Raw genomic sequence first — 25,358 nt, 5'->3', positions numbered from 1 at the left:
GTCGGGCGCACCCGCGGGCCGGCGCAGCACCCGCGGAGTCAGCGCAGGTCGACGGGCAGGGACGGCGCGAGCCGGCGCAGCGACGCGTAGGTCGGCGCGAGCGCGTCGTACAGCTCGCCGAACACCGGCAGCAGCGAGGCGTAGACGGCCGAGTCCGCCGGGTGCGGGCGCGCGGTCTCGCCCGTCCGGACCAGGTCGGCCGCCACGTCGATCGAGCCGACGAGGCCGAGGGCCTCCATGCCGAGCAGCGCCGCGCCGAACCCGGAGCCCTCGTGGCCGCGCGCGAACCGCACCTCCATCCCCAGGGCGTCGGCCAGCAGCTGCCGCCACCACGGGCTGCGCGCGAAGCCGCCCGTGGCGCGCAGCTCGCGCACCTGGAGGCCCGCCGAGCGCATCGAGTGCAGCACCAGCGCCAGCTGCAGGCACACCCCCTCGACCGCCGCCCGCACCAGGTGCTCGCGCCGGTGCGCCCGGGTCAGGCCGACGTAGGCGCCGCGGGGCAGCGAGCTCCAGTGCGGCGCCCGCTCGCCGAGCAGGTACGGCAGCATCACCAGCCCTCCGGAGCCGGCCGGCGCGCGGGCGGCGAGGGCCAGCAGCTCCTCCTCCGCCCCCTCCCCCAGGTCCGGCGCGAGGGCGTCGCCGGCCCACTGCAGCACGACCCCGCCGTTGTTGACAGCCCCGCCGACGACCCACCGCCCCGGCGTGAGGGCGTAGCAGAACACCCGGCCCAGGGGGTCCACGGCCGGCCGGTCGACGACGACGCGCAGCGCGCCGCTCGTGCCGATCGAGCACGCCGCCACGCCCGGGCGCACGGCCCCGAGGCCGAGGTTGGCCAGCGGCCCGTCGCTGGCGCCGACCACCACGGGAGTGCGCTGCGGCAGCCCGGTCGCGGCGGCGCCCTCGGGCGTCAGGCCCGGCAGGACGTGCGTCGTGGGCACCAGCTCGGGCAGCTGGTCGGCCAGCACCCCGGCCAGGGCGAGGGCCTCGCCGTCCCAGGCCAGCGCCTCCAGGTCCATCAGGCCGGTCGCCGAGGCCACCGAGTGGTCCACCACGAGCGCGCCGCACAGGCGCCAGAGCACGAGCTCCTTGATCCCGACCCAGAACCCCACCCGCTCGCACAGCTTCGGCTCCTGCTCGGAGAACCACACGAGCTTGGCCAGGGGCGACATCGGGTGCAGCGGGGTGCCGGTGCGCCGGTGCAGCGCCAGGCCGCCCGTGCTCGCGCGCAGCCGCTCGGCCTGCCGGCCGGCGCGGGTGTCGGCCCACGTGACGAGCGGCGTCAGCGGCTCGCCCGTCGGGGAGAGCCCGACCAGGGCGTGCATGGCCGCGCTGAACGACAGCCCGGCCACCCGCGCCGCCCCCACCTCGGCGACGGCGGCGCGGACGGCGTCCAGCACGGCCCGCAGCACCAGCTGCGGGTCCTGGACGGCGTGGCCCGGGTGCGGCTCCTCCAGCGGGTACCCGGCCGAGTGCGCGGCGAGCAGCCGCCCCGCCGCGTCGAAGGCCACCGCCTTCGTGCTCGTCGTGCCGATGTCGACGCCGATCACCACCGGCCCCGCACCAGCTTCGTCCCGCCCGGCGGGGCCTTCGCGACGGTCCACGCCCCCAGCGTGGCCCTCTCCGTCCGGCCCGCGGAAGCGGCTCCCAGGGAACGCACAGCCGGCGCCGAGCAGGGCCCCAGCCGCGGGCGCTCGACTAGGGACACCGAAGACCCGCCCTCCTGCTCGGAAGGTCGCCGCCATGACCCAGCTCCACGGCTCGCACACCGCCCCCCCGGCCCCGCAGCAGCCGCCCCACGCCTGGTCGCCTCCCGGCGCGGGCTGGGTCGGTCAGACGGGCGCCCCCCAGCCCGGCGCCCTCCAGCAGGGCACCCCCCAGCCCGGTGGCCCCTACGCCGGCGGCCCGCAGGGCCCCGGCGGGAGCGGCGGCGGCCGGCGCCGGGGCCCGGGCTGGGCCGGCGTGCTCGTCGCCGCGGGCCTGGCGGCCGTGCTCGCCGGCGGCGGTGCGGCCGCGGCCGTCACCGCGCTGCAGGACGACGGCGCCGCCGGCACCAGCGCCGCCGCCGCGACGGGGTCGACCGCGGGCGGCTCGACGGCCTCCGTGCCGCTCACCGAGGCCGTCGACTGGGCCTCGCTGGCCGAGACCGTGGCGCCCAGCGTCGTCACCATCCAGGTCTCCGACGGCGCCACCGGTGGCGAGGGCACCGGCGTCGTCCTGGACGCCGAGGGCCGGGTGCTGACCAACAACCACGTCGCGACGGCCGCGGGCAGCGACGCCGAGATCCGGATCGTCCTCTCCGACGGGCGCGTGCACTCGGCCTCGGTCGTCGGCACCGACCCGTCCACCGACCTGGCCGTGCTGCAGGTCGAGGACGCTCCCGACGACCTCGTGCCCGCCACCTTCGGCGACTCGGAGCAGGTCGTCGTCGGGCAGCAGGTGATGGCGCTCGGCAACCCCCTGGGCCTGTCCGACACCGTGACCACGGGCATCGTCTCCGCGCTCGACCGCCCGGTGACCACGCAGGCGGAGACCTCGAGCACCGACCCGTTCGACCGCTCCGGGCAGACCCCGTCGCAGACGGAGCCGGTGGTGACCAACGCCATCCAGACCGACGCCGCCATCAACCCCGGCAACTCCGGCGGCCCGCTCGTGGACGCCGCGGGCCAGGTGATCGGCATCAACTCCTCGATCGCCTCCAGCACGGGCGGCTCCGTCGGGCTCGGCTTCGCCATCCCCGGCGACGAGGCGTCCCGCATCGCGAGCGAGCTCATCGCCGACGGCGCCGCCGACCACGCGTGGCTCGGCGTCCAGCTCGGCGACGCCACGGCGAGCGCGGACGGCGCCACGCGCCAGGCCGCCGAGGTCTCGCAGGTCGTCGACGGCACCCCCGCCGAGGAGGCGGGCCTGCAGGACGGCGACGCGGTCGTCGCGGTGGACGGCGAGGGCGTCTCCGGTGCGGAGTCCCTGACCGCCCGCGTGCGCGCCGAGGCCCCCGGCACCGAGGTCGTGCTGACCGTCGTGCGCGACGGCGGGAGCCTCGAGGTGCCGGTGACCCTGGGCACGCGCCCCGCCGAGGACTGATCCAGCCCCTCCTTCGCGGTGATCTTGCACGTCCGGGCGACCGGACGTGCAAGATCACCGCGAAGGACTGATCCCTCAGCGACCGGGGTGGACGACGGCCTTCAGCGAGCGCGGGTCGGTGCGGCCCTTGCGCAGGGCGCCCTCCACGTCGTCCAGGCCGTGGTGGGAGGTCACCAGCGGGGCGAGCCGCACCTTCCCCGACGCCGCCAGCTCGATCGCCGTCGGGTAGACGTGCCGGTAGCGGAAGACCCCGGTGAGCGTGATCTCGCGGGCCTGCAGCTGGTCGACGGGCAGCGGCACCGGCGCCCCCATGCCGATGAGCACGATCGTGCCGGCCGGGGCCGTGCGGCGCAGGCACCACAGCGTCGCGCTCGGGAACCCGCTGCACTCCAGGACGACGTCGAACAGCGCCTCCTGCGGCCCGGCCGGCTCCTGCGCGCTCGCGCCGGTCACGTCCACCACGCCGGTGGCGCCGAGCTCGCGGGCGACCGAGAGCCGGTGCGCGTTGACGTCGGTGACGACGACCTCGCTCGCCCCGTGCGCGAGCGCCACCTGCAGGCACAGCAGCCCGACGGGGCCCGCGCCGCTGACGAGCACCCGCGCGCCGGGGCGCACCGGCGCCTTGCGGCACGCGTGCACCGCCACCGCGAGCGGCTCCACGAGCGCGGCCTCCTCGTCGGAGAGCGCGTCCGGCACCGGGTGCACCTGGACGGCGTCGACGACGACCTCCTCGGTGAAGGCGCCGTCCACGGGCGGGGTCGCGAAGAAGACGACGTGCGGGCACAGGTTGTAGCGGCCCTGGCGGCACTGCTCGCAGCGCCCGCAGGTGGTCTGCGGCTCGATCGCCACGCGGCGCCCCACCAGCGAGGCGTCCACGCCCTCCCCGGCGGCGGTCACCGTGCCGGAGGCCTCGTGCCCGAGCACGAGCGGCCCCTCGACGACGTAGTCGCCGATCCGCCCGTGCTCGAAGTAGTGCACGTCCGAACCGCAGATGCCGACCGCCGCGACCCGCACGGCCACCTGCCCCGGCCCGGGCGCCGGCACCGGGCGCCGCTCCAGGACGATCGAGCCCGGCGCGTCCAGCACCGCCACCCGCTGCGTGCCCGCTCCCGCCGTCCCGGCCTGCGCGCTGCTGCTCATCGAGGTCCTCCTCCGCCGTTCGCCTGCGTCCCCGGGCCCGTCACCGCGGGGCTGTGGAGCTGTCGCGGACGACGAGCTCGGTGGCCATCTCCACCCGCGGGCTCTCCACGCGCTCGCCGTGCACCAGCCGCAGCACCGTGCGCGCCGCGAGCATGCCCATCTCCGCCAGCGGCTGGCGCACCGTCGTCAGCGGCGGGGAGGACCAGCGGGCCTCGGGCAGGTCGTCGAACCCGACCACGCTGACGTCCTGCGGCACCCGCAGCCCGGCGCGGCGCACGGCCTCGTAGACCCCGAGCGCCATCTGGTCGCTGGCCGCGAAGACGGCCGTGGGGGGCTGCGCCAGCTCGAGCAGGCGCGCCCCGGCGCGGGAGCCGGACTCGTAGTCGAAGTCCCCCTCGGCCACGAGCGCGGGGTCGAAGGGCAGGCCCGCGGCGGCCAGCCCGGCGCGGTAGCCGTCCAGGCGCGCGCGGCTGCACCACAGGGAGGGCCGCCCGGCGACGAAGGCGACGCGCCGGTGTCCGAGCGAGGCCAGGTGCTCCGTGGCGCTGACCCCGCCGGCCCAGTTGGTCGCGCCGATGGTCGGCACGTCGAGGTCGGGGACGCCGGCGGGGTCGATGACGACGGCGGGCACCTGCAGCCGCCGCAGCTCCGAGCGCAGGGCCGGGTCCAGGTCGGTCGTGACGAGGACGGCCCCGTCGCTGGCGCGGGCGCCGAGGTTGTCCAGCCACGCGCGGGTGGCGCTGGCGCGGCGGTGGATGGCGGAGACGACGGTGCCGACGCCGAGCGCGTGCGCGGCGTCCTCGACACCGCGGATGATCTCCACCGCCCACGGGCTGTCGAGGTCGTTGAAGACCAGGTCGATCAGCCCCGCCCGCCCGGGCGGGCGGCCGCCGCGGCGCTGGTAGCCGGAGTCGCGCAGCAGCTGCTCGACCCGCTCGCGGGTGCGCGGGGCGACGTCCGAGCGGCCGTTGAGCACCCGGGAGACGGTGGGCACGGACACCCCGGCCTCCGCGGCGATGGCCGCGATCGTGACCGTGCGACCGTCAGTGCGGTCCTCGGTGTGGGGCACGGGCTCCTCCTCGTCGGGCCGCCAGCCTACGGCCCGCGCCCCGCCGGACGGCGGCGCCACCTGCGGCGCCGTCCGCTGCCCCGCTTGCGGCGCCGTCCGCGGCGCCGGGACCCCTTGACGCTCTCCGGGCACGCTTCGTAACCTCTTCGTCACCTGTTCCGGAAACTACCGGAAACGGCGACGGAGCCGACGAAAGGCGAGAGATGCGCTCATCCAGGTCCCACTCGAAGGTCGCGCGGAGCGCGGTGGCGGCGGGTCTGCTGCCCCTGCTGCTCGCCACGGCGGCGGCGCCCGCGACGGCGGCGCCGCCCGCGAAGGCGCAGGAGGACGCCTCCTACGGCCAGGCGAAGAAGAACGGCCTGCGCACGGTCGCCCCGGACGACCTCGTCATCGGCACGGCGGCGGCCGGCGGCGGCCACCACCTGACCGCGGGCTACCCCGACCCGTTCACCTACGACAAGCAGTACCGCAAGATCCTCAACGCGGAGTTCAACTCGGTCTCCCCGGAGAACCAGATGAAGTGGGACTTCATCCACCCCGAGGAGGGCGTCTACGACTTCGCCGCTGCCGACGCCATCGTGGCCAACGCGCAGGCGAACGGCCAGGTCGTGCGGGGGCACACCCTGCTGTGGCACAGCCAGCTGCCGGCGTGGGTGACCGAGGGCGACCACACCGACGCCGAGCTCGAGGCCATCCTCAAGGACCACATCCAGACGGTGGTCGGGCGCTACAAGGGCCGCATCCAGCAGTGGGACGTCGCCAACGAGATCTTCGCCGACACGTGGGACGCGGGCGGCGTGCGGCTGCGGGACGACCCCGAGCTCGCGGCGTCCAACATCTTCATCGAGCGGCTGGGCCCGGAGATCATCGGCAAGGCCTTCCGCTGGGCCCACGAGGCCGACCCCGAGGCGAAGCTCTTCCTCAACGACTACGCCGTCGAGGACGTGAACACCAAGAGCACCGCGTACTACGAGCTCGCGAAGGAGCTGCTCGCCGAGGGCGTGCCGCTGCACGGCTTCGCCTTCCAGGCCCACCTGGACCTGCAGTACCCGTTCCCGGCGTCGCTCGAGGCGAACATGCAGCGCTTCGACGACCTGGGTCTGGAGACCGCGGTCACCGAGCTGGACGTCCGGTTCACCCTCCCCGAGAGCGGCGTGCCCACGGCGGAGCAGCTGGCCGAGCAGGCGGACACCTACCAGGGCGTCCTCGAGGCCTGCCTCTCGGTCGAGGACTGCAACTCGTTCACCATCTGGGGCTTCACCGACAAGTACTCGTGGGTCCCGAGCTTCTCGCCCGGTCAGGGGGCGGCGACCGTGATGTTCGAGGACTACGAGCGCAAGCCCGCCTACTACGCGCTGCACGAGACGCTCGCGCAGGCGAGCGGCGAGGAGGGCTGACGTGGCGACCCGCCGCACCCGCGCGCTGCGCCGCCTGGCGGCGCCCCTCCTCTTCGGCGCGGCCGTGCTCGGCGCGACCGCTCCCGCCCAGGCCGCCGGCGCCGGTTCCGGCGCCGGTCCGGGCCAGGGCGGGAAGGCGACCGCCGAGATCGTCACCACCGCCGAGCACCAGGGGAACGTCGCCGCCCTGACCTTCGACGACGGCCCGAACCCCGTCGACACCCCGCGCCTGCTGCAGGTGCTGCGGGAGAACCGGGTCAAGGCGGTGTTCTGCCTCTGGGGCGAGTACGTCGAGCGCCACCCCGACGTCGTCCGGCAGATCGCCGCGGCGGGCCACACCCTGTGCAACCACACCATGCACCACGACAATCTCGCCGGGTGGACGCCGGACCAGGCCTTCACGGAGGAGGAGGTGCGCGCGGACCTCGAGGCGACCAGCGCCCTGATCCGCGAGGTCGTGCCCGGTGCGCGGATCCCGTACTTCCGCGCCCCCTACGGCGCCTGGGGCGAGCACAGCCCGCAGGTCGCCGCCGACCTGGGCATGCAGCCCCTGGGCTGGGCGGTCACCATCGAGGACTGGGAGACCCAGGACGCCGACGTGCTCGCCCAGCGCCTGGAGGAGCGGATCCGGGCCAACCCCGGCGGCGTCGTCCTGCTGCACGACGGTCCCGTCGTCTACGACGAGGCGGGTCAGCCGCAGTCCTTCCGCGCCGGCACGGTCGAGGCCGTCGCCCGCGTCGTCCCGGAGCTGAAGGCCGAGGGCTGGCGCTTCACCAAGCCCGCGCGCCGCGGCTGACCCGCAGCCCGCAGCACGAGAGGGGCCCGACGCGCTCGGCGTCGGGCCCCTCTCGTGCGCGCTGCCGCGCGAGGCGTCAGCACCGGGGCGCAGCGGCGGTCACCGCTGCGGGGCGTCGGGCAGCACGGTGACGTCGACGAGGCGGCGGTCCGCCGTCGTGACCTCGTGCACGGGGCCGACGAGCTCGACGCCGGCCTCGAGCACGGGGTCCTGGCAGGACGTGCCGATCGCCAGCTCGATCGTCCCGGGCTCGACCACGCGCACCGTGCGGCGGTCGGAGAACGCCAGCCGCGTCGTCGGCACGTCGAAGGCGACCTGCGCGCTCTGCCCCGCCTCCAGGGGCACGCGCGCGTAGCCGAGCAGCTGCACCACGGGGCGGGTGACCGACGCCACGGGGTCGGTGGCGTACAGCTGGACGACGTCCGCCCCGGCGCGCTCGCCGGTGTTCGCCACCCGCACCGAGACCCGGATCGACCCGTCGGTGGGCACCTCGGCGTCCGCGACGCGCAGGTCGGTGTGCTCGAAGGTCGTGTAGGACAGCCCGTGCCCGAACGGGAGCACCGGCGCGGTGTCGAGGTTGCTCACCGAGCTGGCCCCGCCGAGCCGAGGGTGCAGGTAGCTGTACGGCTGGGCTCCCACGGAGCGGGGCAGGCTGACCGGCAGCCGGCCGGAGGGGTTGACCCGCCCGGAGAGCACCCCCGCGATCGCCCCGGCGCCCTCCTGGCCGGGGAAGAACGCCTGCACGACCGCGGCGCAGCGCGCCAGCGCCCAGTCCACGGCGTAGGGGCGCCCGGTGAGCAGCACCAGCACCACGGGGGTGCCGGTCTCCAGCAGGGCCTCCACCAGCTGGCGCTGCACGCCGGGCAGGTCCAGGTCGTCGGCGTCGCAGCCCTCGCCGGAGGTGCCGCGGCCGAACAGGCCGGCCCGGTCGCCGACCACCGCGACGCACAGGTCGGCCCCGCGGGCGGCCGCCACGGCGGCCTCGAGGCCGCTGGTGTCGTCGGTGTCCACGTCGCAGCCGCGCACGTGCTCCACCTGCGCGGACGGCAGCTCGGCCCGCAGCGCCTCCAGGACGGTGGGGGCCCGCAGGCCCAGCTCCACGCCCGGGTGCTGCGCGAGCACGTGGTTGGCGAAGCTGTAGCACCCGAACAGGGCGGAGCTGTCGTCGGCGTTCGGCCCGACGACAGCGACCCGTCCGGTCGGCCCCTGCGCCCCGGTGCCGAGCGGCAGGGTGGCGTCGTTGCTCAGCAGCACCACGCCCTCCTCGGCGAGGACGCGGGCCAGCTCCCGGTGCTCCGGCGGGTCGAGGTCGATCGGCCCCACGGCGTCGGGGTCGAAGGCGGCGTCCAGCAGCCCGAGGCGGGCCTTCTGCTCCAGCACCCGGCGCAGCGCCCGGTCCACGACCTCCTCGGGCAGCTGCCCGGAGCGCACCTGCTCGGCCAGGGGCTCCAGGTACGCCGTGCCGGTGGGCAGCTCGACGTCGATGCCGGCGCTGATCGCCTGCGACGCGGCGTCCCCGAGGTCGGCGGCCACCCCGTGCAGGGTCTGCAAGAACGCGACGGAGAAGTAGTCCGCGACGACGGTGCCCGTGAAGCCCCAGCGCTCGCGCAGGACGCCCGTGAGCAGCGAGGCGTCGGCGGCGACGGGCAGGCCGTCGACCTCGGCGTAGGAGTTCATCACCGAGTCCACGCCGCCGTCGAGCACGGCCATCTCGAACGGGAGCATCAGCACGTCGGCCACCTCGCGGGGGCCGGCGTGCACGGGAGCGAGGTTGCGGCCCGCGCGGGAGTTCGAGTACCCGACGAAGTGCTTGAGCGTGGCCACCACCCCGGTGGACTGCACGCCGCGCACGTAGGCGGTGGCCACGGTGCCGACGACGTACGGGTCCTCGGAGATGCACTCCTCCACCCGGCCCCAGCGGGCGTCGCGGACGACGTCCAGCACGGGAGCGAGGCCCTGGTGGACGCCCAGGGAGGCCATCGAGGCGCCGATGGCGGCGCCCACGCGCTCCACCAGCTCGGGGTGGAAGCTCGCGCCCCAGGTCAGCGGCGCGGGGAACGTGGTCGCCCGCCACGCGGCCAGCCCGGTCAGGCACTCCTCGTGCACGAGCGCGGGGACGCCGAGGCGCGTGTTCTGCGTCAGCCACCGCTGCTTGGCCGCCAGCCGGCGCGCGCCCTCGACCGGGTCGACCGGGGCGGTGCCGAAGGGCCGGGTCAGCTGGCCGAGCCCCCGTGCGGCGAACGCCTCGAACTCGGCGTCCTCGGACTGCATCGCGTCCTGCATCGGCGCGACGTCACCGCCCTCGCCGTCGCCGCCGCGGCCCTCCCACAGCCCGACCAGCTGGGCCAGCTTCTCCTCCAGCGTCATCGACGCCAGCAGCTCCTCCACCCGTGCCGTGGCGCCCTCGGGGCGGCGCAGGCCGGTGGACGGGGACAGGTCGGTGCTCATGGGGTCCTTCCGGAGGTGGTCTCCCGCGACCGGCGGCCGCGGGAGCGCGGGGCTCAGCCCTTGACGGCGCCCTGCAGGCCGTTGACGATCCGCTTCTCCATGGCGAGGAAGAAGACCAGGGCCGGGATCATCGCCAGCGAGGTGAAGGCCAGCACGCCGGCCGTGTCCTGGGCGTACTGGCTTGAGAAGCTCGCCACGCCCAGCGGCAGCGTCTGCGACGCGGGGTCGGCGAGGATGAGCAGCGGCAGCAGGTAGGAGTTCCACGAGGCCACGAAGGCCAGCACGCCGACCGTGACGAGGCCGGGGCCCGACAGCGGCAGCAGGATCCGCCAGAAGAAGCCGATGCGGGAGGTGCCGTCGAGCATGGCCGCCTCCTCCAGCTCCTTGGGCAGCGCCATGAGGAACGGGCGCAGGATGACGACGGTCAGGGGCAGCGCGAACGCCGCCTGCGGCAGCGCCACGCCCCAGACCGAGTTCGTCAGGTCCAGGTCCCGGATCATGAGGAACAGCGGGATGATCGCCACGGTCAGCGGGAAGAGCAGGCCGAGGGTGAAGACCATCGCGAGCGCCTCGCGGCCCCTGAACCGGTACCGGGCCAGCGGGTACGCCGCCATGATCCCGAACACGGCCGTGATCGCCGTGGTGAGCAGGGCGATCACCGTCGAGTTCAGCGTGTAGCGCCAGAAGCTCGCCGAGGTCACGACGTTGACGTAGTTGGACGTGACCCACGGGTCCGGCAGGCCCACGGGCTCCGCGGCCAGCTGCGCGTTGGAGCGGAAGCCGCCCAGGAACGCGTAGACCACCGGCGCCAGCGTGGCGACGACCACGAGCAGCGCGCACGCGTAGACGACCGGGCCGCCGCCGGCGAAGGTCCTGCGCCGGCGGCGCGGGGACTCCAGGAGCACGGGCCGGCCCGGCGCCGGCGTCGTGGTGGGGGCGCTCATCGCGCGGCCGCCTTCCGCGGTCGAGGGGCGTCCTCGTTGTCACGGCGGAGGACGAAGAACTGGTAGACGACCGCCAGCACCAGCGAGATGCCGAACAGGACCACGGCCACCGCGGAGGCGTAGCCGTACAGGCTCCGGTCGGTGCCCTGGTTGATGAGGTAGGTCGCCATCGTCATGGTCGAGTTCGCCGGGCCGCCGCCGGTGAGGATCCACACCATGTCGAACAGCTGCAGCGACCCGATCATGGACAGGAAGCCCCAGGTGCGGATGGTCGGCCCGAGCAGCGGGATGGTGACCCGGCGCTGCACCTGCCACCAGCTGGCGCCGTCGAGCTGCGCGGCCTCGTACAGGTCCTCCGGCACCCCCTGCAGGCCGGCGAGGAAGAGCAGGACCGCCAGGCCGAGGTACTTCCAGGTCAGGACGACCATCACGGTGTAGAGCGCGATCTCCGGGTCGCCCAGCCACAGCTGCGTCAGCCCGCCCAGGCCCACGCCGTCGACGACGGCGTCGACCAGGCCGCCCGGCTGCAGCAGCAGCACCCACACCACGCCGGCCACGACCTCGGCCAGGACGTAGGGCACGAAGATGATGACGCGCAGCGCCGAGCGGCCCCGGATCTCCCGGTTGAGGAGCAGGGCGATGGCCAGGCCCAGCGGCAGCTGGACGGCGATGGACAGGACGATGATGACCAGGTTGTGCACCACGGCGTCGGTGAACACCTGGTCGCGCAGGGCGGTGGCGTAGTTCTCGAGCCCCACGAAGTCGTCCAGCGGGCCCAGGCCGTTCCACGAGTACGTCGAGTAGCGCACGGCCTGCAGCACCGGCACCACCACGAAGACGGCGAGCAGCGCCAGCGCCGGTGCCACGAAGAAGGCGATCTCCAGGCGCTTGCGCCACGCCGGGGAGAGCGGAGCGCGCCGCTGCGGGCCGCTCGCGGGGCGTGCCGCCGACCGGGCCGGAGCCCGGTCGGCGGCACGCGCGGGATCGCGGAGGGTGGCAGCGACGTCCGCGCTCGTCGCGCGTGCTGTCACGTCGTTCGCCTCCCCGTCACTCGCTGTCGGCCGCGGCCTGGGTCGCGTCGACGACGTCCTGCGGGCTCGCCTGGCCGGCGAACATCAGGGCGATCGCGTCGTTCATGGCGCCGCCGACGTTCTCGCCGAACGCGGTGTCGAAGTACAGCTGCACGTAGGGCGCCGAGTCGCGGAAGGAGATCAGCTCCGCGAGCGCCGGGTTGGCGACCGCCCCGGTCGCGGCGGGGTTCGTCGGCAGGCCCATGTCCCGCTCGGCGAACCCGGTCTGCACATCGTCGCTGAGGAGGTGGTCCACGAAGGCCGCGCACTCCGGCGGGGCCTCCGCCGAGCACGCCCACGCGTCGCCGCCGCCGAGCGCGGCGGCCGGGTCGCCGGCGCCGCCCTCGATCGCCGGGAACGGGAACCAGCCGGTCTTCTCGCCCAGGCCCTGGTTGTCCTCGGTCAGGCCCTGCATGACGCCGGGCTCCCAGTGACCGGCCAGCTCCATGGCGACCTGCCCGGTCGCGAGCAGGCCGGAGGCGCTGGTGGGGCCGGTCTGGGCCGCGGTGGCCAGGAAGCCCTCGTTGAACGGCTCCGTGGCGATGAACGCCTCGAGCTCCTCGCCGGCCTCGACGAAGCAGGGGTCGGAGAAGTCCAGGGAGGTCTCGACCTCCTCCAGCACGTCCTGGCCGCACTCGCGCAGCGCGGTGTAGTACCAGTAGTGGGCGGCGGGCCACTTGTCGCCGGCGCCCACGGAGATCGGCTGGATGCCCGCAGCCTTGAGGGCGTCGGTCGCGGCGACGAGCTCGTCCACGGTCGTGGGCGGCTGGGTGATGCCCGCCTGGGCGAAGAGGTCCTTGTTGTACCAGAAGCCGACCACGCCGACGGAGAACGGCAGCGCGTAGGTCTGGCCCTCCACCTGCCAGCCCTCGACGACGGGGCCGAGCTTCTCGACCGTCTCGGCGGCGTCCTCGGAGAGGTCCTTGACCAGGCCGGCCTCGACGTGGTCGGCGAGCTCGCCGCCGCCGCGCTCCATGAAGACGTCGGGGGTGTCGCCGGTCTGGAACGCGGCGTCGAGGCGGGTGAGCATGTCCTCGTGCGCCAGGGCGCTGATCTCCACGGTCACGCCCGGGTTCTGCGCCTCGAAGTCCGCGGCCACCTGCTCGTAGTAGCCCTTGCCCGGGTCGCTGTTGGAGTTGTGCCACCACGTCAGGGTGGTCCCGCTGCCCCCGCCGGACTCGCTCTCGGAGCCGCCGCCGCAGGCGGCCAGCACGGACGCGGTCGCGAAGACCGCGACGGCGGAGAGGGCTCGATTCCTCGCCATGTCCAGTGTCCTTGTCGTCGTCGACTGGTGAACGCGGCGAGGATGCCAACCCGCTCGCCGCGATGTCAATCGTTGTCGATAACGTTTTCGCAGCGATACGGTCGGCCCGTGACCGATCTGCGCGAGCCGGCGACGACGCCTCCCGATGTCCAGCGCGTGACCATCACCGACGTCGCGCGCGAGGCCGGCGTCTCCGTCGCGACGGTCTCGAAGGTCGTCAACGGGCGCTACGGGGTGGCCGCTCGCACGACCGCGCACGTGCAGCGCGTCATCGAGGAGCTCGGTTACGAGTCCAGCCTGGTCGCGCGCAGCCTGCGCAGCCACCGCACCAACGTCCTCGGGATCCTCGTCGCGGACTTCGAGCCGTTCAGCACCGAGATCCTCAAGGGCGTCTCGCGCGCCATCGCCGGCACCGGGTACGAGCTCCTCGCCTACTCCGGCGGCGGCCGCGCCGGGCAGGCGGGCTGGGAGCGCCGGTCCCTCTCCCGCCTGGGCGGCACCCTGGTCGACGGCGCGATCCTCGTCACGCCGACCGTGGTGGCCACCGGGGGGTCCGTGCCCGTCATCGCCGTCGACCCGCACGCCGGCCCGGCCGACACGCCCACCGTCGACGCCGACAACCTCACCGGGGCGCTGCGGGCCACCGAGCACCTCCTGCGGCTCGGCCACCGCCGGATCGCCTTCCTGGGCGGGCGCCCGGACCTGGAGTCGGCCCGGCTGCGGGAGGAGGGGTACCGCACCGCGCTGCGCGCGGCCGGCGTCGAGGTCGACCCCGCCCTCGTCCGGGTCGCGGAGTACCGGCGCGAGCTCGCGGCCGGCCCCGCGCGCGAGCTGCTGACGCTGCCCGAGCGCCCCACCGCGATCTTCGCCGCCAACGACCTGTCCGCGATCGGGACGATGGAGGTCGCCGTCGAGCTCGGGCTGTCGGTGCCGCAGGACCTGTCGGTGGTCGGCTTCGACGACGTCCCCGAGTCCGCCCTGACCACCCCGCCGCTGACCACGGTGCGCCAGCCCCTGCAGGAGATGGGCGCCGAGGCCGTGCGCCTGCTGGTCGGTCTCCTCGACGGGCGCGGGGACGGCGGCACGCACGTGCGGCTGCCCACCGAGCTCGTCGTGCGCGGGTCCACCCGCGCCCCCTAGCACCGCCCGTCGGCCCGCGTCGCGCAGCCCGTCGGCCCCGCAGTCCAGACGTCCTGACGCCCCACGACCAGGGAGGACCATGTCCCCGCAGCACCGCTCGCCGGCCCCGGACCCGCAGCTGGGCCACCGCACCGCGCAGGCCGCCGTCACCGTCACCGGCCCCGACGGGCGGGTGCTGGCGGACGCCGACGTCGTCGTCGAGCAGACCCGCCACGCGATCGCGTTCGGCAACATCGGCTTCGACTTCATCGGCTACGCGAACGGCGAGACCGAGGCCGACCCCGACAGCCCGTTCGGCGGCGCCCCGCCCTCGCTCGGGCAGCGGCTGGCGGAGCTGTACGTCGGCCTCTTCGACACCGCGACGCTGCCCTTCTACTGGGGCGGCTTCGAGCCGGAGCGCGGCCGGCCGGACACCGCGCGCCTGCTGCGCACCGCGCGGTGGTTCGCCGAGCGGGGCGTGCGGCTCAAGGGCCACCCGCTCGTGTGGCACACCGTGACCGCGGACTGGCTGCGCGAGCTGCCCACGGACGAGGTCGAGGCGGCGGTGCGCGCCCGCGTCCGGCGCGAGGTGGGCGACTTCGCGGGCGTGGTCGACACCTGGGACGCCATCAACGAGGTCGTCATCATGCCCGTCTTCGCCAACGAGGAGCGCACCAACGGCATCACCCGCCTGTGCCGCGAGCGCGGGCGGATCGCCACCATCCGGACGGCGTTCGAGGAGGCGCGCGCCACCAACCCGCGCGCCACCCTGCTGCTCAACGACTTCGACACGTCCACCGCCTACGAGTGCTTGATCGAGGGCGTGCTCGAGGCGGGCGTGCAGGTCGACGCGCTCGGCCTGCAGAGCCACATGCACCAGGGCTACTGGGGCGAGGAGAAGACGCTGCGGGTCCTCGAGCGGTTCTCCCGGTACGGCCTGCCCATCCACTTCACCGAGAGCAGCCTGGTCTCCGGGCACCTGATGCCGCCGGAGGTCGAGGACCTCAACGACTACCGGATCCCCTCCTGGCCCTCGACGCCCGAGGGCGAGGAGCGGCAGGCCGAGGAGGTGGTGCGGCACTACCGCACCCTGCTCTCCCACCCGTCCGTGCAGGCGATCACGTACTGGGGCCTGACCGACGAGGGCGCCTGGCTCGGAGCGCCGATCGGCCTCGTGCGCGCCGACGGCACGCCCAAGCCGTCCTACGACGCGCTGCGCGGGCTGGTCCGGGGCGAGTGGTGGCTCCCTCCGACGACGCTGCGCACGGACGCCGAGGGGCGGGTGCGGGTCCGCGGCTTCCTCGGGGACTACCGCGTCACCGCCGGCGGCGCGAGCGCGCCCTTCGCGCTCGCCCAGCCCGGCGAGGTCTCGGTCGAGGTGGCGCTGGGGCGCTAGGACGCCGGCGCGAGCAGCTCGGCGGGCCGCTCGAGCACGCGCTGCAGCACCACGGCGGCCGCGCCGAGCATCGCGGCGTCCGGCCCCCGGGAGGAGACGAGGACCCGCACCGGGTCCAGGCGCGCGCGCAGCACGCGCAGGGCCAGCTCGCGCTCGACGTGCTCGCACAGCCACGGCGCCAGGGGGGCGTAGATGCCGCCGAGGACGACGGCGCCCACGTCGAGGACGTTGACCGCCGCCGAGGTCGCCAGCCCCAGCGCGCGCCCGGCCCGCGCCAGCGCGGCCAGCGTCGCGGCGTCGCCCGCCTCGGCGGCGGCGAGCAGCGCCGCCAGCGCCCCCGAGCCGCCCAGCGCGGTGGCCGCGCGCGCCTGCAGGCCGGCCGCGCGCAGCAGCGCCTCCTGGCCGGCGTAGACCTCCAGGCAGCCGCGCGAGCCGCACGAGCACTCCGGGCCGTCGGCGACGACGCTGACGTGGCCCAGCTCCCCGCTCCACCCGCGCGCGCCGGTGACCGGGCGCCCGCCGAGGACGAGGCCCGCGCCGATGCCGACCTCGCCGGTGACGAGCACGAAGTCGCTCGCGCCCGCACCCGCGCCGTCCGCGGCCCCGATGCCCGGGGGCCCCAGCTCGGCGACGGCGGCCAGCGCGGCCTCGTTCCCCACCGCCACGGGCAGCCCGGCCAGGTCAGCCGCGGCGCCCAGCAGCGCGACGGCGTCGACGTCGCGCCACCCGAGGTTCGGCGCCAGCAGCACCCGGCCGCTCCCGCGCTCCACCAGGCCCGGCACGGCCCAGGTGGCGCCGACGACCGCGAGCCCCTCCCGCCCGGCCTCCGCCACGAGGTCGGCGGCCAGGGCGGCCGAGCGCGCCAGGACCTGCGGGGCCGGGCTCCCCCGGTGCTCCGCGGGCTGCACGCGCCGCAGCCGGACGGCGCCGGACAGGTCGCGCACGCAGGCGGCCAGGTGGTCCACCCCCACCTCCACGCCGAGCGCGGCCACCCGCTCCCCGGACAGGTGCAGCCCCACCGCCGGCCGGCCGGCCCCCGTGGGGGGCGGCGGCGCGGACTCCGCGAGCAGGCCGCCGTCCAGGAGGACCTCGACGAGCGCGGAGACGGTGGCGCGGGTCAGGCCGGTGCGCGCGGCGAGCGCGGCGCGCGAGACCGGTGCCGCCGAGCCGGCCACCGACCCGAGCACCGTGGCGAGGTTCCGGGCGCGCAGGTCGCTCTGGCGGGCCGGTCGCACCCGTTGACAGTGGCACGGGCCCCGAATAAGTTCAACGACTGCACCTAATCACCGGCGACCGGACGCGGCCCTCCGCACCCCGACCTCGCCGACGTCCTCCGGACCCCGACCTCGACGACGAGGAGCGCCCCCATGGCCCTCGAGCCCACCCGCGACGACCAGTTCTCCTTCGGCCTGTGGACCGTCGGCTGGCCCGCCGCCGACCCCTTCGGCGCCGCCACCCGCCCGCCCATCGACCCGGTGGAGTCGATCCACCGCCTCTCCGAGCTGGGCGCGTACGGCATCACCTTCCACGACGACGACGTCGTCCCCTTCGAGGTCGGCCTCTCCGACGCCGCCGAGCGCGACCGGATCCTGGGCCGCCTGCGCACCGCCCTCGACGAGACCGGCATGAGCGTGCCGATGGTGACGACCAACCTGTTCACCCACCCGGTGTTCAAGGAGGGCGCGTTCACCGCCAACGACCGCGGCGTGCGCCGGTTCGCCCTGCGCAAGGCCTTCCGCCAGCTGCAGCTGGGCGCCGAGCTCGGCGCGCGGACGTTCGTGATGTGGGGCGGGCGCGAGGGCACCGAGGTCGACGCCGCCAAGGACCTGGGCGCCGCGCTGGAGCGCTACCGCGAGGCCGTGGACCTGCTGACGACGTACATCACCGAGCAGGGCCTCGACATGCGGATCGCGATCGAGCCGAAGCCGAACGAGCCCCGCGGCGACATCCTGCTGCCGACCGTGGGCCACGCCATCGCCTTCACCTACACCCTCGAGCACCCGCACCTGGTGGGCGTGAACCCCGAGGTCGGGCACGAGCAGATGTCCAACCTCAACTTCACCCACGGCATCGCGCAGGCGCTGGCCCAGGAGAAGCTCTTCCACGTCGACCTCAACGGCCAGAACGGGCCGAAGTTCGACCAGGACCTGATCTTCGGGCACGGGAACGTGCTCAGCGCGTTCTCCACCGTCGACCTGCTGGAGAACGGCTTCCCCGGCGGCGGCCCGACCTACGACGGCCCGCGCCACTTCGACTACAAGCCGCTGCGCGTGGAGGACGTGGACGGCGTCTGGGAGTCCGCCCGCGCCAACATGCGCACCTACCTGGCGCTCAAGGAGCGGGCGGCGGCCTTCCGCGCCGACCCGCGGGTGCAGGAGGCGCTGGCCACGGCGAAGGTCACCGAGCTCGCGCAGCCCACGCTGGGCGAGGGCGAGACCCTGGCCGACCTGGCCGCCGACCGCAGCGCCTTCGAGGACTTCGACGCCGAGAAGGCCGGCTCCTACGGCTACGGCCACGTCGCCCTGGCGCAGCTGGCGCTCGAGCACCTGCTCGGCGTCGGCGCCTGACCCGGCGACCGGATCTGGCAGCCTGAGCCGATGGCGCTGGTGGCGGGGGTCGACAGCTCGACCCAGTCGTGCAAGGTCGTCGTCCGCGACGCGGAGTCCGGCGAGCTCGTCCGGGAGGGGCGCGCGCCCCACCCGGACGGCACCGAGGTCGACCCCTCGGCGTGGGAGGCCGCGCTGCGCGTCGCCGTGGCGGACGCGGGCGGCCTGGACGACGTCGCCGCCGTCGCCGTCGGGGGCCAGCAGCACGGCATGGTCTGCCTCGACGAGGCTGGCGAGGTCGTGCGCCCGGCGCTGCTGTGGAACGACACCCGCTCCGCCGACGCCGCCCGCCAGCTCATCGCCGACCTCGGCGGCGGTGAGCGCGGGCGGACGGCGTGGGCGGAGGCCGTGGGCCTGGTGCCGGTGGCCTCCTTCACCGTCACCAAGCTGCGCTGGCTCGCCGACGCCGAGCCGGAGCACGCCGCCCGCACCGCCGCGGTGTGCCTGCCGCACGACTGGCTGACCTGGCGCCTGGCGGGCGGCCTCGGGCTGGAGGCGCTGGTCACCGACCGCGGCGACGCCAGCGGCACCGGGTACTGGTCCCCCGCCACGGGCGCCTACCGCGACGACCTGCTCGAGCTCGGCACGCGGGGGCGGCGCCCGCGCACCCCCCGCGTGGCCGCGCCGTCCGAGCGGGTCGGCGAGGCGGCGGGGGCGTGGTCCTCGGCGTCACCCGTCCTCGGCCCGGGCACCGGGGACAACGCCGCCGCGGCCCTGGCCCTGGACGCCCGCCCCGGGGACGTCGTCGTCTCCCTCGGCACGTCCGGGGTGGTCTCGGCGGTGTCCACCGCGCCCACCGCCGACGCGTCCGGCTACGTGGCCGGCTTCGCCGACGCCACCGGGCACTTCCTGCCGCTGGTGTGCACCCTCAACGCCGCCCGGGTGCTGGACGCGACCGCCCGGCTGCTGGGCGTGGACCACGCCGAGCTGTCGCGCCTGGCGCTCTCGGCGCCGTCCGGGGCCGACGGCCTGGTCCTCGTGCCCTACCTCGAGGGCGAGCGCACCCCCGACCGGCCGCTGGCCACCGGGGCCGTGCACGGCCTGACGCTGCGCACCGCCACCCCCGCGCACCTGGCGCGCGCCGCGGTGGAGGGCCTGCTGTGCGGGCTCGCCGACGGCCTCGACGCGCTGCTCGCCCAGGGCGTCGCGGTCGAGCGCGTGCTGCTCGTCGGCGGCGGGGCCCGCTCGGAGGCGGTGCAGCAGCTGGCGCCGGGCGTCCTCGGCCGCCCCGTCGTCGTCCCGGTGCCAGGCGAGTACGTCGCGGACGGCGCGGCCCGCCAGGCGGCGTGGGCGCTGGCCGGGGGCGGGGCGCCGCCCGCGTGGCCGCAGCCGCCGGCGCGCGAGCTGGACGCCGCGCCGGTCGCCGGGGTGCGCGAGCGCTACGCCCAGGTGCGCGACCTGACGGACGGCGTCGGCGAGGCCCCGGTCACGCCGGCCCTCTGACCCCCGCGCGCCCGCCTCCCGCGCACCCGCCCCTTCGCCGTGATCATGGGCGAGGTGCAGGTCGATCGGTCATCGACCTGCACCTCGCCCGTGATCAGCGGATGTTCGCCCATGATCACGCGGCGGTCGCCCTGTCCGTCAGAGCCGCACCCCGCGGCGCGCCAGGGCGTCCTGCACCCGCGCCACCGTCCGCGCGGGGTGCTGCAGGTCATCGGCCGTGACGACGAGGACGGTCCAGCCCGCCGCCTCCAGCAGCTCGCGGCGCCGGATGTCGGCGGCCCACTGCCGCGGGTCGGTGCGGTGGTGCTCGCCGTCGTACTCGGCCGCGACCTTCGCCGCGGGCCACGACAGGTCCGGCCGGGCGATCCAGCCCGACGCGTCGACGACGTCCCGACCGCAGCACGGCTCCGGCAGCCCGGCGCCGCGCAGCAGCAGCCGCACCTGCGTCTCGGGAGGCGAGTCGACGCCGTCGCGCACGTCGGCCAGCGCCTCGCGCAGGCGCACCACCCCACGGCGCCCGTGCTGGGCGCGCACGGCCTCGGCCATCTGATGACCGTCCGCCCAGCGGCGCCGGACGGCGTCCCCCAGGGCGACGGCATCGACGTGGCCGAGGTGGGGCGCGAGCTCGACCCAGGTGTGCAGCGGGTGCAGCACGCGCAGCCCTCGCGCGTGCCGCCGCACGGCGTCCGGGACCAGCCCCTCGCCGGAGCGGACGCCGGGCAGGTGCGGCACGCCGCCCGGGTCGGGCACGCGCACGTGCAGGGGCGCTCGCAGGTGCGCCGGCAGCCGGCGCGGGAGCGGGAGGTCGCACAGCAGCGCCGCGGTCGGGCCGCAGAAGGCCGCCTCGCCGGGGAGGACCAGGGCCGCGGCGAGGCAGCGGGTGAGGACGTCGTCCGGCAGGTGCGCCGGCACCCGCACGCCGCGGAACGGGCGCCGGTACCCGCGCCCGCGCAGGGACGACGCGGGCACGCCGGCGGCCCGCGCCTCCGCGACCGCGAACGGGCGGTCGCGCAGGTGCGGCGGCAGCAGCGTGCGGGACACCCGTGCACTCTGGAGCGCCCCGGGACGCCGCCGCTCGCGCCGTCCACAGCCCCGCCGTCCACGGCGGACACGACCAGGACCCGACTCGCCGCTGATCATGGGCGAGGTGCAGGTGGATCGGACGAACACCTGCACCTCGCCCATGATCAGCGGACGTCGGCCCATGATCACGCCGACCGGGGACGGCGGGGAGGGCGAGCCACGGGGCCCGCGCGGCGGAGGGAGGAGCAGGGCTGGCCGTGGCCGGCGAGCGCAGGAGGCGGGGCGCGCTCACAGCAGGCTCCCAGGGTGCGCCAGCACACTGGGGCCCATGGCCACCACCGCCACCGAGGCGCGCCTGCTCGTGGTCGACGACGAGCCCGGCATCCGCGACCTGCTGTCCACCTCCCTGCGCTACGCCGGGTTCGAGGTGCACACCGCCGCGGACGGCGCGGAGGCGCTGTCGCAGGCCGAGCGCACCCGGCCCGACCTCGTCGTCCTCGACGTGATGCTCCCCGACCTCGACGGCTTCGCCGTCACCCGAAAGCTGCGCGAGCGCGGCCGCGACGTGCCGGTGCTGTTCCTGACCGCCAAGGACGACGTCGCCGACCGCGTCGCGGGCCTGACGGTCGGCGGCGACGACTACGTGACGAAGCCGTTCAGCCTCGAGGAGGTCGTCGCGCGCATCCGCGCGGTGCTGCGCCGCACGGGCGCGGGCGCCGACCCGGCCACCGGGCGGCTCGTGTTCGCGGACCTGGAGCTCGACGAGGACTCCCACGAGGTCCGCCGCGCGGGGCACCCGGTCGAGCTGTCGCCCACCGAGTTCAAGCTGCTGCGCTACCTCATGCTCAACCCGAACCGGGTGCTGTCGAAGACGCAGATCCTCGACCACGTGTGGAACTACGACTTCGGCGGTGACGCCGGCATCGTCGAGTCCTACATCTCCTACCTGCGCCGCAAGGTCGACGCGCCCGTCGAGGGCCCCGACGGGCGGCCCGTCGAGCCGCTGATCCACACCCGGCGCGGCGTCGGCTACGTGCTGCGGCTGCCTCCCGCAGCTCCGTGAGGGCCGCCCTGCGGCCCGCCGCCCGGCCGCTGCGTCCCGTCCTCGCCCCCGTGCTGGGCCCCGTGCTGGGCCCCGTGGCGACGCCGGTGCGCGAGCACCTGCACCAGCTGTCGCTGCGCGCGCGCCTGGTCGCCGTCGTCACGGGCCTGCTCGTGGTCGCCCTCGCCCTGACCGGCGTGGTCACCGTGCTGCTGCTGCAACGGGTGCTGGTCGCCCAGGTCGACGAGGACCTGCGCGCCGTCGTCTCCGACGAGGGCGTGCTCAACGCCGTCGTCGGCGCCAGCCAGCGCACGGGCGAGGACGACTACCCCAGCGACTACGTCTCCCAGGTCTCGGACGCCGAGGGGCGGGTGCTGGCGGCGAGCTCGCCGCCGAACCAGCACGGGCCCGCCCTGCGCGTGGAGGGCATGGACCTGCAGGACGTCGTCGCCCGCGAGCGCGAGCCGTTCACCCACGAGGCCGACGGGCGCGCGTGGCGGCTGGTCGCCGTGCGCGTGCAGCTGCCGGGCGGCGCGGACGGGTCCGTGGTGCTCGCCCGCCCCCTGGACGCCGTCCACCAGAGCCTGCGCGAGGTGGCGGCGTGGTTCGTACTCGTGGGGATCCTCGTCGTCACCGCCTGCGCCCTGCTCGGCGCGGCCCTGGTGCGCCGCGCGTTCCGGCCCCTGCGCGAGGTCGAGGCCGTCGCCACGGCCTTCGGCGACGGCGACACCAGCCGCCGCGTGCGCGGGGCGCCGCCCGGCACCGAGGTGGGCCGCCTGGGCGGGGCGGTCAACGCCATGCTCGACCGCATCGAGACCTCCCTGGCCGCCCGGGAGGCCTCCGAGACGCGCATGCGGCGCTTCGTCGCGGACGCCAGCCACGAGCTGCGCACGCCGCTGGCCACCGTGCGCGGGTTCGCCGAGCTGCACCGCCAGGGGGCCGTGCGCGAGCCCGAGGACGTCACCGCGGCCTTCCGCCGCATCGAGACCGAGGCTGTGCGCATGGGCGGCCTCGTGGAGGACCTGCTGCTGCTCGCCCGCCTCGACGAGCAGCGGCCGCTGCGCTCGGACCCGGTGGACCTGCTGGTCCTCGCCGCCGACGCGCAGCACGACGCCCGGGCGCTGGCCCCGGACCGCACGGTGGCGCTCGTGGGCCTGTCCGACGGCGCCGGGCCCGCGGGGCCGCCCGCGCCGGCGACCGTGCGCGGCGACGAGGCCCGCCTGCGCCAGGTGCTGGCCAACCTGCTCGCCAACGCCCTGCGCCACACCCCCGCCGGCACGCCGGTGGAGATCGGCGTCGGCGCGCGCGACGGCTGGGGCGTGTGGCAGGTCGTCGACCACGGGCCGGGCATCCCTCCCGAGGACGCCGAGCGGGTCTTCGAGCGCTTCTTCCGCGCCGACACCTCCCGCGCCCGCGGCGGGGGCGGCGGGGCGGGCCTCGGGCTGGCCATCGTCACCGCGATCGTGCGCGCGCACTCCGGCGCCGTGCGCGTCGTGCCGACGCCCGGCGGTGGCGCGACGGTCGAGGTGGCCATCCCCGCCCACCCCGCGTGACCCGCGTGGCCTGCTCGCCCCGCGCGACCTCGCGGCCCGCCGGCCCTGCGGACGACGCCGGCCCTGCGGACGACGCCGGCCCTGTGGACGACGCCGGCGGCGCCCGCGCCCGTCCGCCTAGCGTCGGCGACGGCTCCTCCGGGTGGCGCCGGGCGCCCGTCCGGCACCGGAGGGCGGAGGAGGACCCATGACCCGCTTCGAGGTCGACAGCGCCCAGGTCGCGCAGGCGAGCACCGCTGTGCAGGCGTCGATCGGCACCATCAGCGCGGAGGTCGACCGCATGATGCGCCACCTGCTCGACCTGCAGGGCAGCTGGCAGGGGCAGGCGGCGGCGTCGTTCCAGGGCGTGATCGGCGACTGGCGGGCGACGCAGGAGCGGGTGCGCGCGTGCCTGGAGGACATCGGCCGGGCGCTGGCCGCCGCCGGGCAGTCCTACGCGGACGTCGAGTCCGACGCGGTGCGGATGTTCAGCCGCTGAGCCGCCCGGGGAGGCCGGGGCCGCGGCCTCCCCGGACCCGGGCCCGGGCCCGCGAGGGGGTCCTGGCCCGCGAGCGCGGGGGGCGCGGGCCTCGACGTAGGCTGGGCGGGTGCCGGTCCAGCTGGGTCTCCCCCGTCGCCGCGGCGCCGCCGGGCCGGTCCCGCTCCCCGGCGACCGCCCCGCGGTGGCGGGCCTCGTCGACCGCCAGGGCCGCCTGGCGACCGACCTGCGGGTGTCCCTGACCGACCGCTGCAACCTGCGCTGCACCTACTGCATGCCGCCGGAGGGGCTCGACTGGCTGCCCGCCTCGCGCCTGCTCAGCGACGACGAGGTCATCCGGCTCGTCACGGTCGCGGTGCAGCGGCTCGGGGTGACGGAGGTGCGGTTCACCGGCGGCGAGCCGCTGCTGCGCAAGGGCCTCGAGGGGATCGTCGCGGCCACCGCCGCCCTGCGCACGGTCGCCGGCGAGGCGCCGGAGACGTCGCTGACCACCAACGCGCTCGGCCTGGCCCGGCGCGCCGAGGCGCTGGCGGCCGCGGGCCTGACGCGCGTCAACGTCTCCCTCGACACCCTGCGGGCCGAGCGCTTCGCGCGGATCACCCACCGGGACCGCCTGCACGACGTCCTCGCGGGCCTGCGGGCCGCGACGGCCGCGGGCCTCGGGCCGGTGAAGGTCAACACCGTGCTGCTGCGCGGCGTCAACGACGACGAGGCGCCCGACCTGCTGCGCTGGGCGCTGCGGGAGGGCTACCAGCTGCGGTTCATCGAGCAGATGCCGCTGGAGCCCCACGGGGCCTGGGACCGCTCGAAGATGGTCGACGCGCAGGAGGTCCTCGACGCGCTGCGCCCCCACGTCATCCTCACCGAGGAGGCGCCGGGCAGCCGCGGCGCCGCACCGGCGGAGACCTGGCGGGTGCAGTGGGACGACGACGGCACGGTGCGCACCGGGGTGGTGGGCATCGTCGCCTCCGTGACGCGGCCGTTCTGCGCCGACTGCGACCGCACGCGCCTGACCGCGGACGGCCAGGTGCGCGACTGCCTCTTCGCCACCCGCGAGCACGACCTGCGCGGCATGCTGCGCGACGGCGCGAGCGACGAGCAGCTCGCCGACGCGTGGCGCACCGCGATGTGGGGCAAGCTGCCCGGCCACGGCATCGACGACCCGGCGTTCGCCCGGCCCACGCGGCCGATGAGCGCGATCGGCGGCTGATCCGCGTGGGCGTGGAGGTCCGCTACTTCGCGGGCGCGGCGGCCGCCGCCGGCACGGAGGCCGAGCGGGTCGACCTCGTGGACGGCGCGAGCGTCGGCGCGCTGCTGGCCGGCCTCGCCGGCCGGCGCCCGGCCCTCGTGCCGGTGCTCGAGGTCGCCAGCGTCCTCGTGGACGAGGTGGTGGTGCGCGACCGCTCGCAGGCGCTGCGCGACGGCGCGCAGGTCGACGTCCTGCCGCCCTTCGCCGGCGGCTGAGCGGACGGTCGAGCCGGCGGTCGAC

Annotated in this window: 21 protein-coding genes; 12 read left to right on the top strand and 9 right to left on the bottom strand. The window is 76.1% G+C overall.

Translation table 11 applies throughout. The annotated features are described in order from the left end of the window. Positions 1 to 38: 38 nt before the first annotated feature. Entirely contained in the window at positions 39 to 1,601 is a 1,563-nt protein-coding gene (locus BLS82_RS11055) for a gluconokinase (RefSeq protein ID WP_255378286.1), read from the bottom strand. 139 nt (positions 1,602 to 1,740) lie between these two features. On the opposite strand from BLS82_RS11055, the gene BLS82_RS11050 reads away from it, so the two are divergent. Continuing rightward, positions 1,741 to 3,081, top strand: coding sequence for a S1C family serine protease (locus tag BLS82_RS11050; RefSeq protein WP_176819058.1), 1,341 nt, complete (start codon positions 1,741 to 1,743; stop codon positions 3,079 to 3,081). A 75-nt stretch (positions 3,082 to 3,156) separates the two neighbouring features. Here the strand turns inward: BLS82_RS11050 and BLS82_RS11045 are convergent, their stop codons facing one another. Next, entirely contained in the window at positions 3,157 to 4,221 is a 1,065-nt protein-coding gene (locus BLS82_RS11045) for an NAD(P)-dependent alcohol dehydrogenase (RefSeq protein ID WP_092865691.1), read from the bottom strand. A 40-nt stretch (positions 4,222 to 4,261) separates the two neighbouring features. After that, entirely contained in the window at positions 4,262 to 5,290 is a 1,029-nt protein-coding gene (locus BLS82_RS11040) for a LacI family DNA-binding transcriptional regulator (protein ID WP_092865688.1), read from the bottom strand. A 203-nt stretch (positions 5,291 to 5,493) separates the two neighbouring features. Here BLS82_RS11040 and BLS82_RS11035 point away from each other — a divergent pair, with 203 nt between their 5' ends. After that, on the top strand, positions 5,494 to 6,687 hold the full coding sequence (locus BLS82_RS11035; protein ID WP_092865685.1) for an endo-1,4-beta-xylanase: 1,194 nt from the start codon (positions 5,494 to 5,496) through the stop codon (positions 6,685 to 6,687). Position 6,688: 1 nt separating this feature from the next. After that, complete coding sequence (locus BLS82_RS11030) at positions 6,689 to 7,483, top strand: polysaccharide deacetylase family protein (protein ID WP_092865682.1); 795 nt, start codon at positions 6,689 to 6,691, stop codon at positions 7,481 to 7,483. A 99-nt stretch (positions 7,484 to 7,582) separates the two neighbouring features. On the opposite strand, the gene BLS82_RS11025 is transcribed toward BLS82_RS11030, so the two are convergent. From BLS82_RS11025 to BLS82_RS11010, 4 genes are read right to left on the bottom strand one after another with little or no spacing between them, the layout of a single operon-like run. Further along, the gene (locus BLS82_RS11025; protein WP_092865679.1) at positions 7,583 to 9,931 is read right to left on the bottom strand and encodes a beta-xylosidase/alpha-l-arabinosidase; all 2,349 of its coding nucleotides are present in this window, start codon (positions 9,929 to 9,931) and stop codon (positions 7,583 to 7,585) included. A gap of 53 nt (positions 9,932 to 9,984) precedes the next feature. Next, complete coding sequence (locus BLS82_RS11020; protein ID WP_092865677.1) at positions 9,985 to 10,875, bottom strand: carbohydrate ABC transporter permease; 891 nt, start codon at positions 10,873 to 10,875, stop codon at positions 9,985 to 9,987. Continuing rightward, complete coding sequence (locus BLS82_RS11015; protein ID WP_092865674.1) at positions 10,872 to 11,906, bottom strand: carbohydrate ABC transporter permease; 1,035 nt, start codon at positions 11,904 to 11,906, stop codon at positions 10,872 to 10,874. Before BLS82_RS11015 ends, BLS82_RS11020 begins: the two co-directional genes overlap by 4 nt. Positions 11,907 to 11,922: 16 nt before the next feature. Beyond that, positions 11,923 to 13,209, bottom strand: a complete 1,287-nt coding sequence (locus BLS82_RS11010; protein ID WP_092865671.1) for an ABC transporter substrate-binding protein — start codon at positions 13,207 to 13,209, stop codon at positions 11,923 to 11,925. Between the two features lie 162 nt (positions 13,210 to 13,371). Between BLS82_RS11010 and BLS82_RS11005 the strand changes: the two genes are divergently transcribed. Continuing rightward, complete coding sequence (locus BLS82_RS11005) at positions 13,372 to 14,349, top strand: LacI family DNA-binding transcriptional regulator (RefSeq protein ID WP_369811087.1); 978 nt, start codon at positions 13,372 to 13,374, stop codon at positions 14,347 to 14,349. A 79-nt stretch (positions 14,350 to 14,428) separates the two neighbouring features. Continuing rightward, positions 14,429 to 15,724 carry an endo-1,4-beta-xylanase gene (locus tag BLS82_RS11000; RefSeq protein WP_092865665.1) on the top strand — a complete coding sequence of 432 codons (1,296 nt, stop codon included), beginning with the start codon at positions 14,429 to 14,431 and terminating at the stop codon, positions 15,722 to 15,724. On the opposite strand, the gene BLS82_RS10995 is transcribed toward BLS82_RS11000, so the two are convergent. Continuing rightward, entirely contained in the window at positions 15,721 to 16,959 is a 1,239-nt protein-coding gene (locus BLS82_RS10995; protein WP_218123839.1) for an ROK family transcriptional regulator, read from the bottom strand. The two genes, BLS82_RS11000 and BLS82_RS10995, sit on opposite strands and share 4 nt — an antisense overlap. A 132-nt stretch (positions 16,960 to 17,091) precedes the next feature. On the opposite strand from BLS82_RS10995, the gene xylA reads away from it, so the two are divergent. Both xylA and xylB read left to right on the top strand, forming a co-directional pair. Next, positions 17,092 to 18,291, top strand: a complete 1,200-nt coding sequence (gene xylA / locus BLS82_RS10990; RefSeq protein WP_092865662.1) for a xylose isomerase — start codon at positions 17,092 to 17,094, stop codon at positions 18,289 to 18,291. A gap of 30 nt (positions 18,292 to 18,321) precedes the next feature. After that, positions 18,322 to 19,773, top strand: a complete 1,452-nt coding sequence (xylB, locus tag BLS82_RS10985) for a xylulokinase (protein ID WP_092865661.1) — start codon at positions 18,322 to 18,324, stop codon at positions 19,771 to 19,773. A gap of 138 nt (positions 19,774 to 19,911) precedes the next feature. Here the strand turns inward: xylB and BLS82_RS10980 are convergent, their stop codons facing one another. After that, positions 19,912 to 20,814 carry an endonuclease domain-containing protein gene (locus tag BLS82_RS10980; RefSeq protein WP_092865658.1) on the bottom strand — a complete coding sequence of 301 codons (903 nt, stop codon included), beginning with the start codon at positions 20,812 to 20,814 and terminating at the stop codon, positions 19,912 to 19,914. Positions 20,815 to 21,124: 310 nt separating this feature from the next. On the opposite strand from BLS82_RS10980, the gene BLS82_RS10975 reads away from it, so the two are divergent. The 5 genes from BLS82_RS10975 to BLS82_RS10955 all read left to right on the top strand — a co-directional run bounded on the left by BLS82_RS10975 (position 21,125) and on the right by BLS82_RS10955 (position 25,333). Beyond that, positions 21,125 to 21,859, top strand: a complete 735-nt coding sequence (locus tag BLS82_RS10975) for a response regulator transcription factor (RefSeq protein WP_092865655.1) — start codon at positions 21,125 to 21,127, stop codon at positions 21,857 to 21,859. Continuing rightward, on the top strand, positions 21,856 to 23,391 hold the full coding sequence (locus BLS82_RS10970; RefSeq protein ID WP_218123838.1) for a sensor histidine kinase: 1,536 nt from the start codon (positions 21,856 to 21,858) through the stop codon (positions 23,389 to 23,391). The genes BLS82_RS10975 and BLS82_RS10970 overlap by 4 nt, the downstream gene beginning before the upstream one ends. A 187-nt stretch (positions 23,392 to 23,578) precedes the next feature. Further along, positions 23,579 to 23,869: a WXG100 family type VII secretion target gene (locus BLS82_RS10965; RefSeq protein WP_092865652.1), complete on the top strand. Its 291-nt coding sequence runs from the start codon at positions 23,579 to 23,581 to the stop codon at positions 23,867 to 23,869. A gap of 109 nt (positions 23,870 to 23,978) precedes the next feature. Beyond that, positions 23,979 to 25,079: a GTP 3',8-cyclase MoaA gene (gene moaA / locus BLS82_RS10960; RefSeq protein ID WP_218123837.1), complete on the top strand. Its 1,101-nt coding sequence runs from the start codon at positions 23,979 to 23,981 to the stop codon at positions 25,077 to 25,079. Then, entirely contained in the window at positions 25,079 to 25,333 is a 255-nt protein-coding gene (locus BLS82_RS10955; protein ID WP_176819101.1) for a MoaD/ThiS family protein, read from the top strand. Before moaA ends, BLS82_RS10955 begins: the two co-directional genes overlap by 1 nt. Positions 25,334 to 25,358 lie beyond the last annotated feature (25 nt).

The sequence above is a fragment of the Quadrisphaera sp. DSM 44207 genome (assembly GCF_900101335.1).
GTDB lineage: Bacteria > Actinomycetota > Actinomycetes > Actinomycetales > Quadrisphaeraceae > DSM-44207.
The sequence above is the reverse complement of the archived record's forward strand: the minus strand, read 5'-3'. Positions and strand labels throughout refer to the sequence as shown.

Coding starts and splice junctions, on each gene's coding strand:
- BLS82_RS11050 (WP_176819058.1), top strand. CDS start 1,741: ATGACCCAGCTCCACGGCTCGCACACCGCCCCCCCGGCCCCGCAGCAG.
- BLS82_RS11045 (WP_092865691.1), bottom strand. CDS start 4,221: ATGAGCAGCAGCGCGCAGGCCGGGACGGCGGGAGCGGGCACGCAGCGG.
- BLS82_RS11035 (WP_092865685.1), top strand. CDS start 5,494: ATGCGCTCATCCAGGTCCCACTCGAAGGTCGCGCGGAGCGCGGTGGCG.
- BLS82_RS11025 (WP_092865679.1), bottom strand. CDS start 9,931: ATGAGCACCGACCTGTCCCCGTCCACCGGCCTGCGCCGCCCCGAGGGC.
- BLS82_RS11020 (WP_092865677.1), bottom strand. CDS start 10,875: ATGAGCGCCCCCACCACGACGCCGGCGCCGGGCCGGCCCGTGCTCCTG.
- BLS82_RS11010 (WP_092865671.1), bottom strand. CDS start 13,209: ATGGCGAGGAATCGAGCCCTCTCCGCCGTCGCGGTCTTCGCGACCGCG.
- BLS82_RS11000 (WP_092865665.1), top strand. CDS start 14,429: ATGTCCCCGCAGCACCGCTCGCCGGCCCCGGACCCGCAGCTGGGCCAC.
- xylA (WP_092865662.1), top strand. CDS start 17,092: ATGGCCCTCGAGCCCACCCGCGACGACCAGTTCTCCTTCGGCCTGTGG.
- xylB (WP_092865661.1), top strand. CDS start 18,322: ATGGCGCTGGTGGCGGGGGTCGACAGCTCGACCCAGTCGTGCAAGGTC.
- BLS82_RS10975 (WP_092865655.1), top strand. CDS start 21,125: ATGGCCACCACCGCCACCGAGGCGCGCCTGCTCGTGGTCGACGACGAG.
- BLS82_RS10965 (WP_092865652.1), top strand. CDS start 23,579: ATGACCCGCTTCGAGGTCGACAGCGCCCAGGTCGCGCAGGCGAGCACC.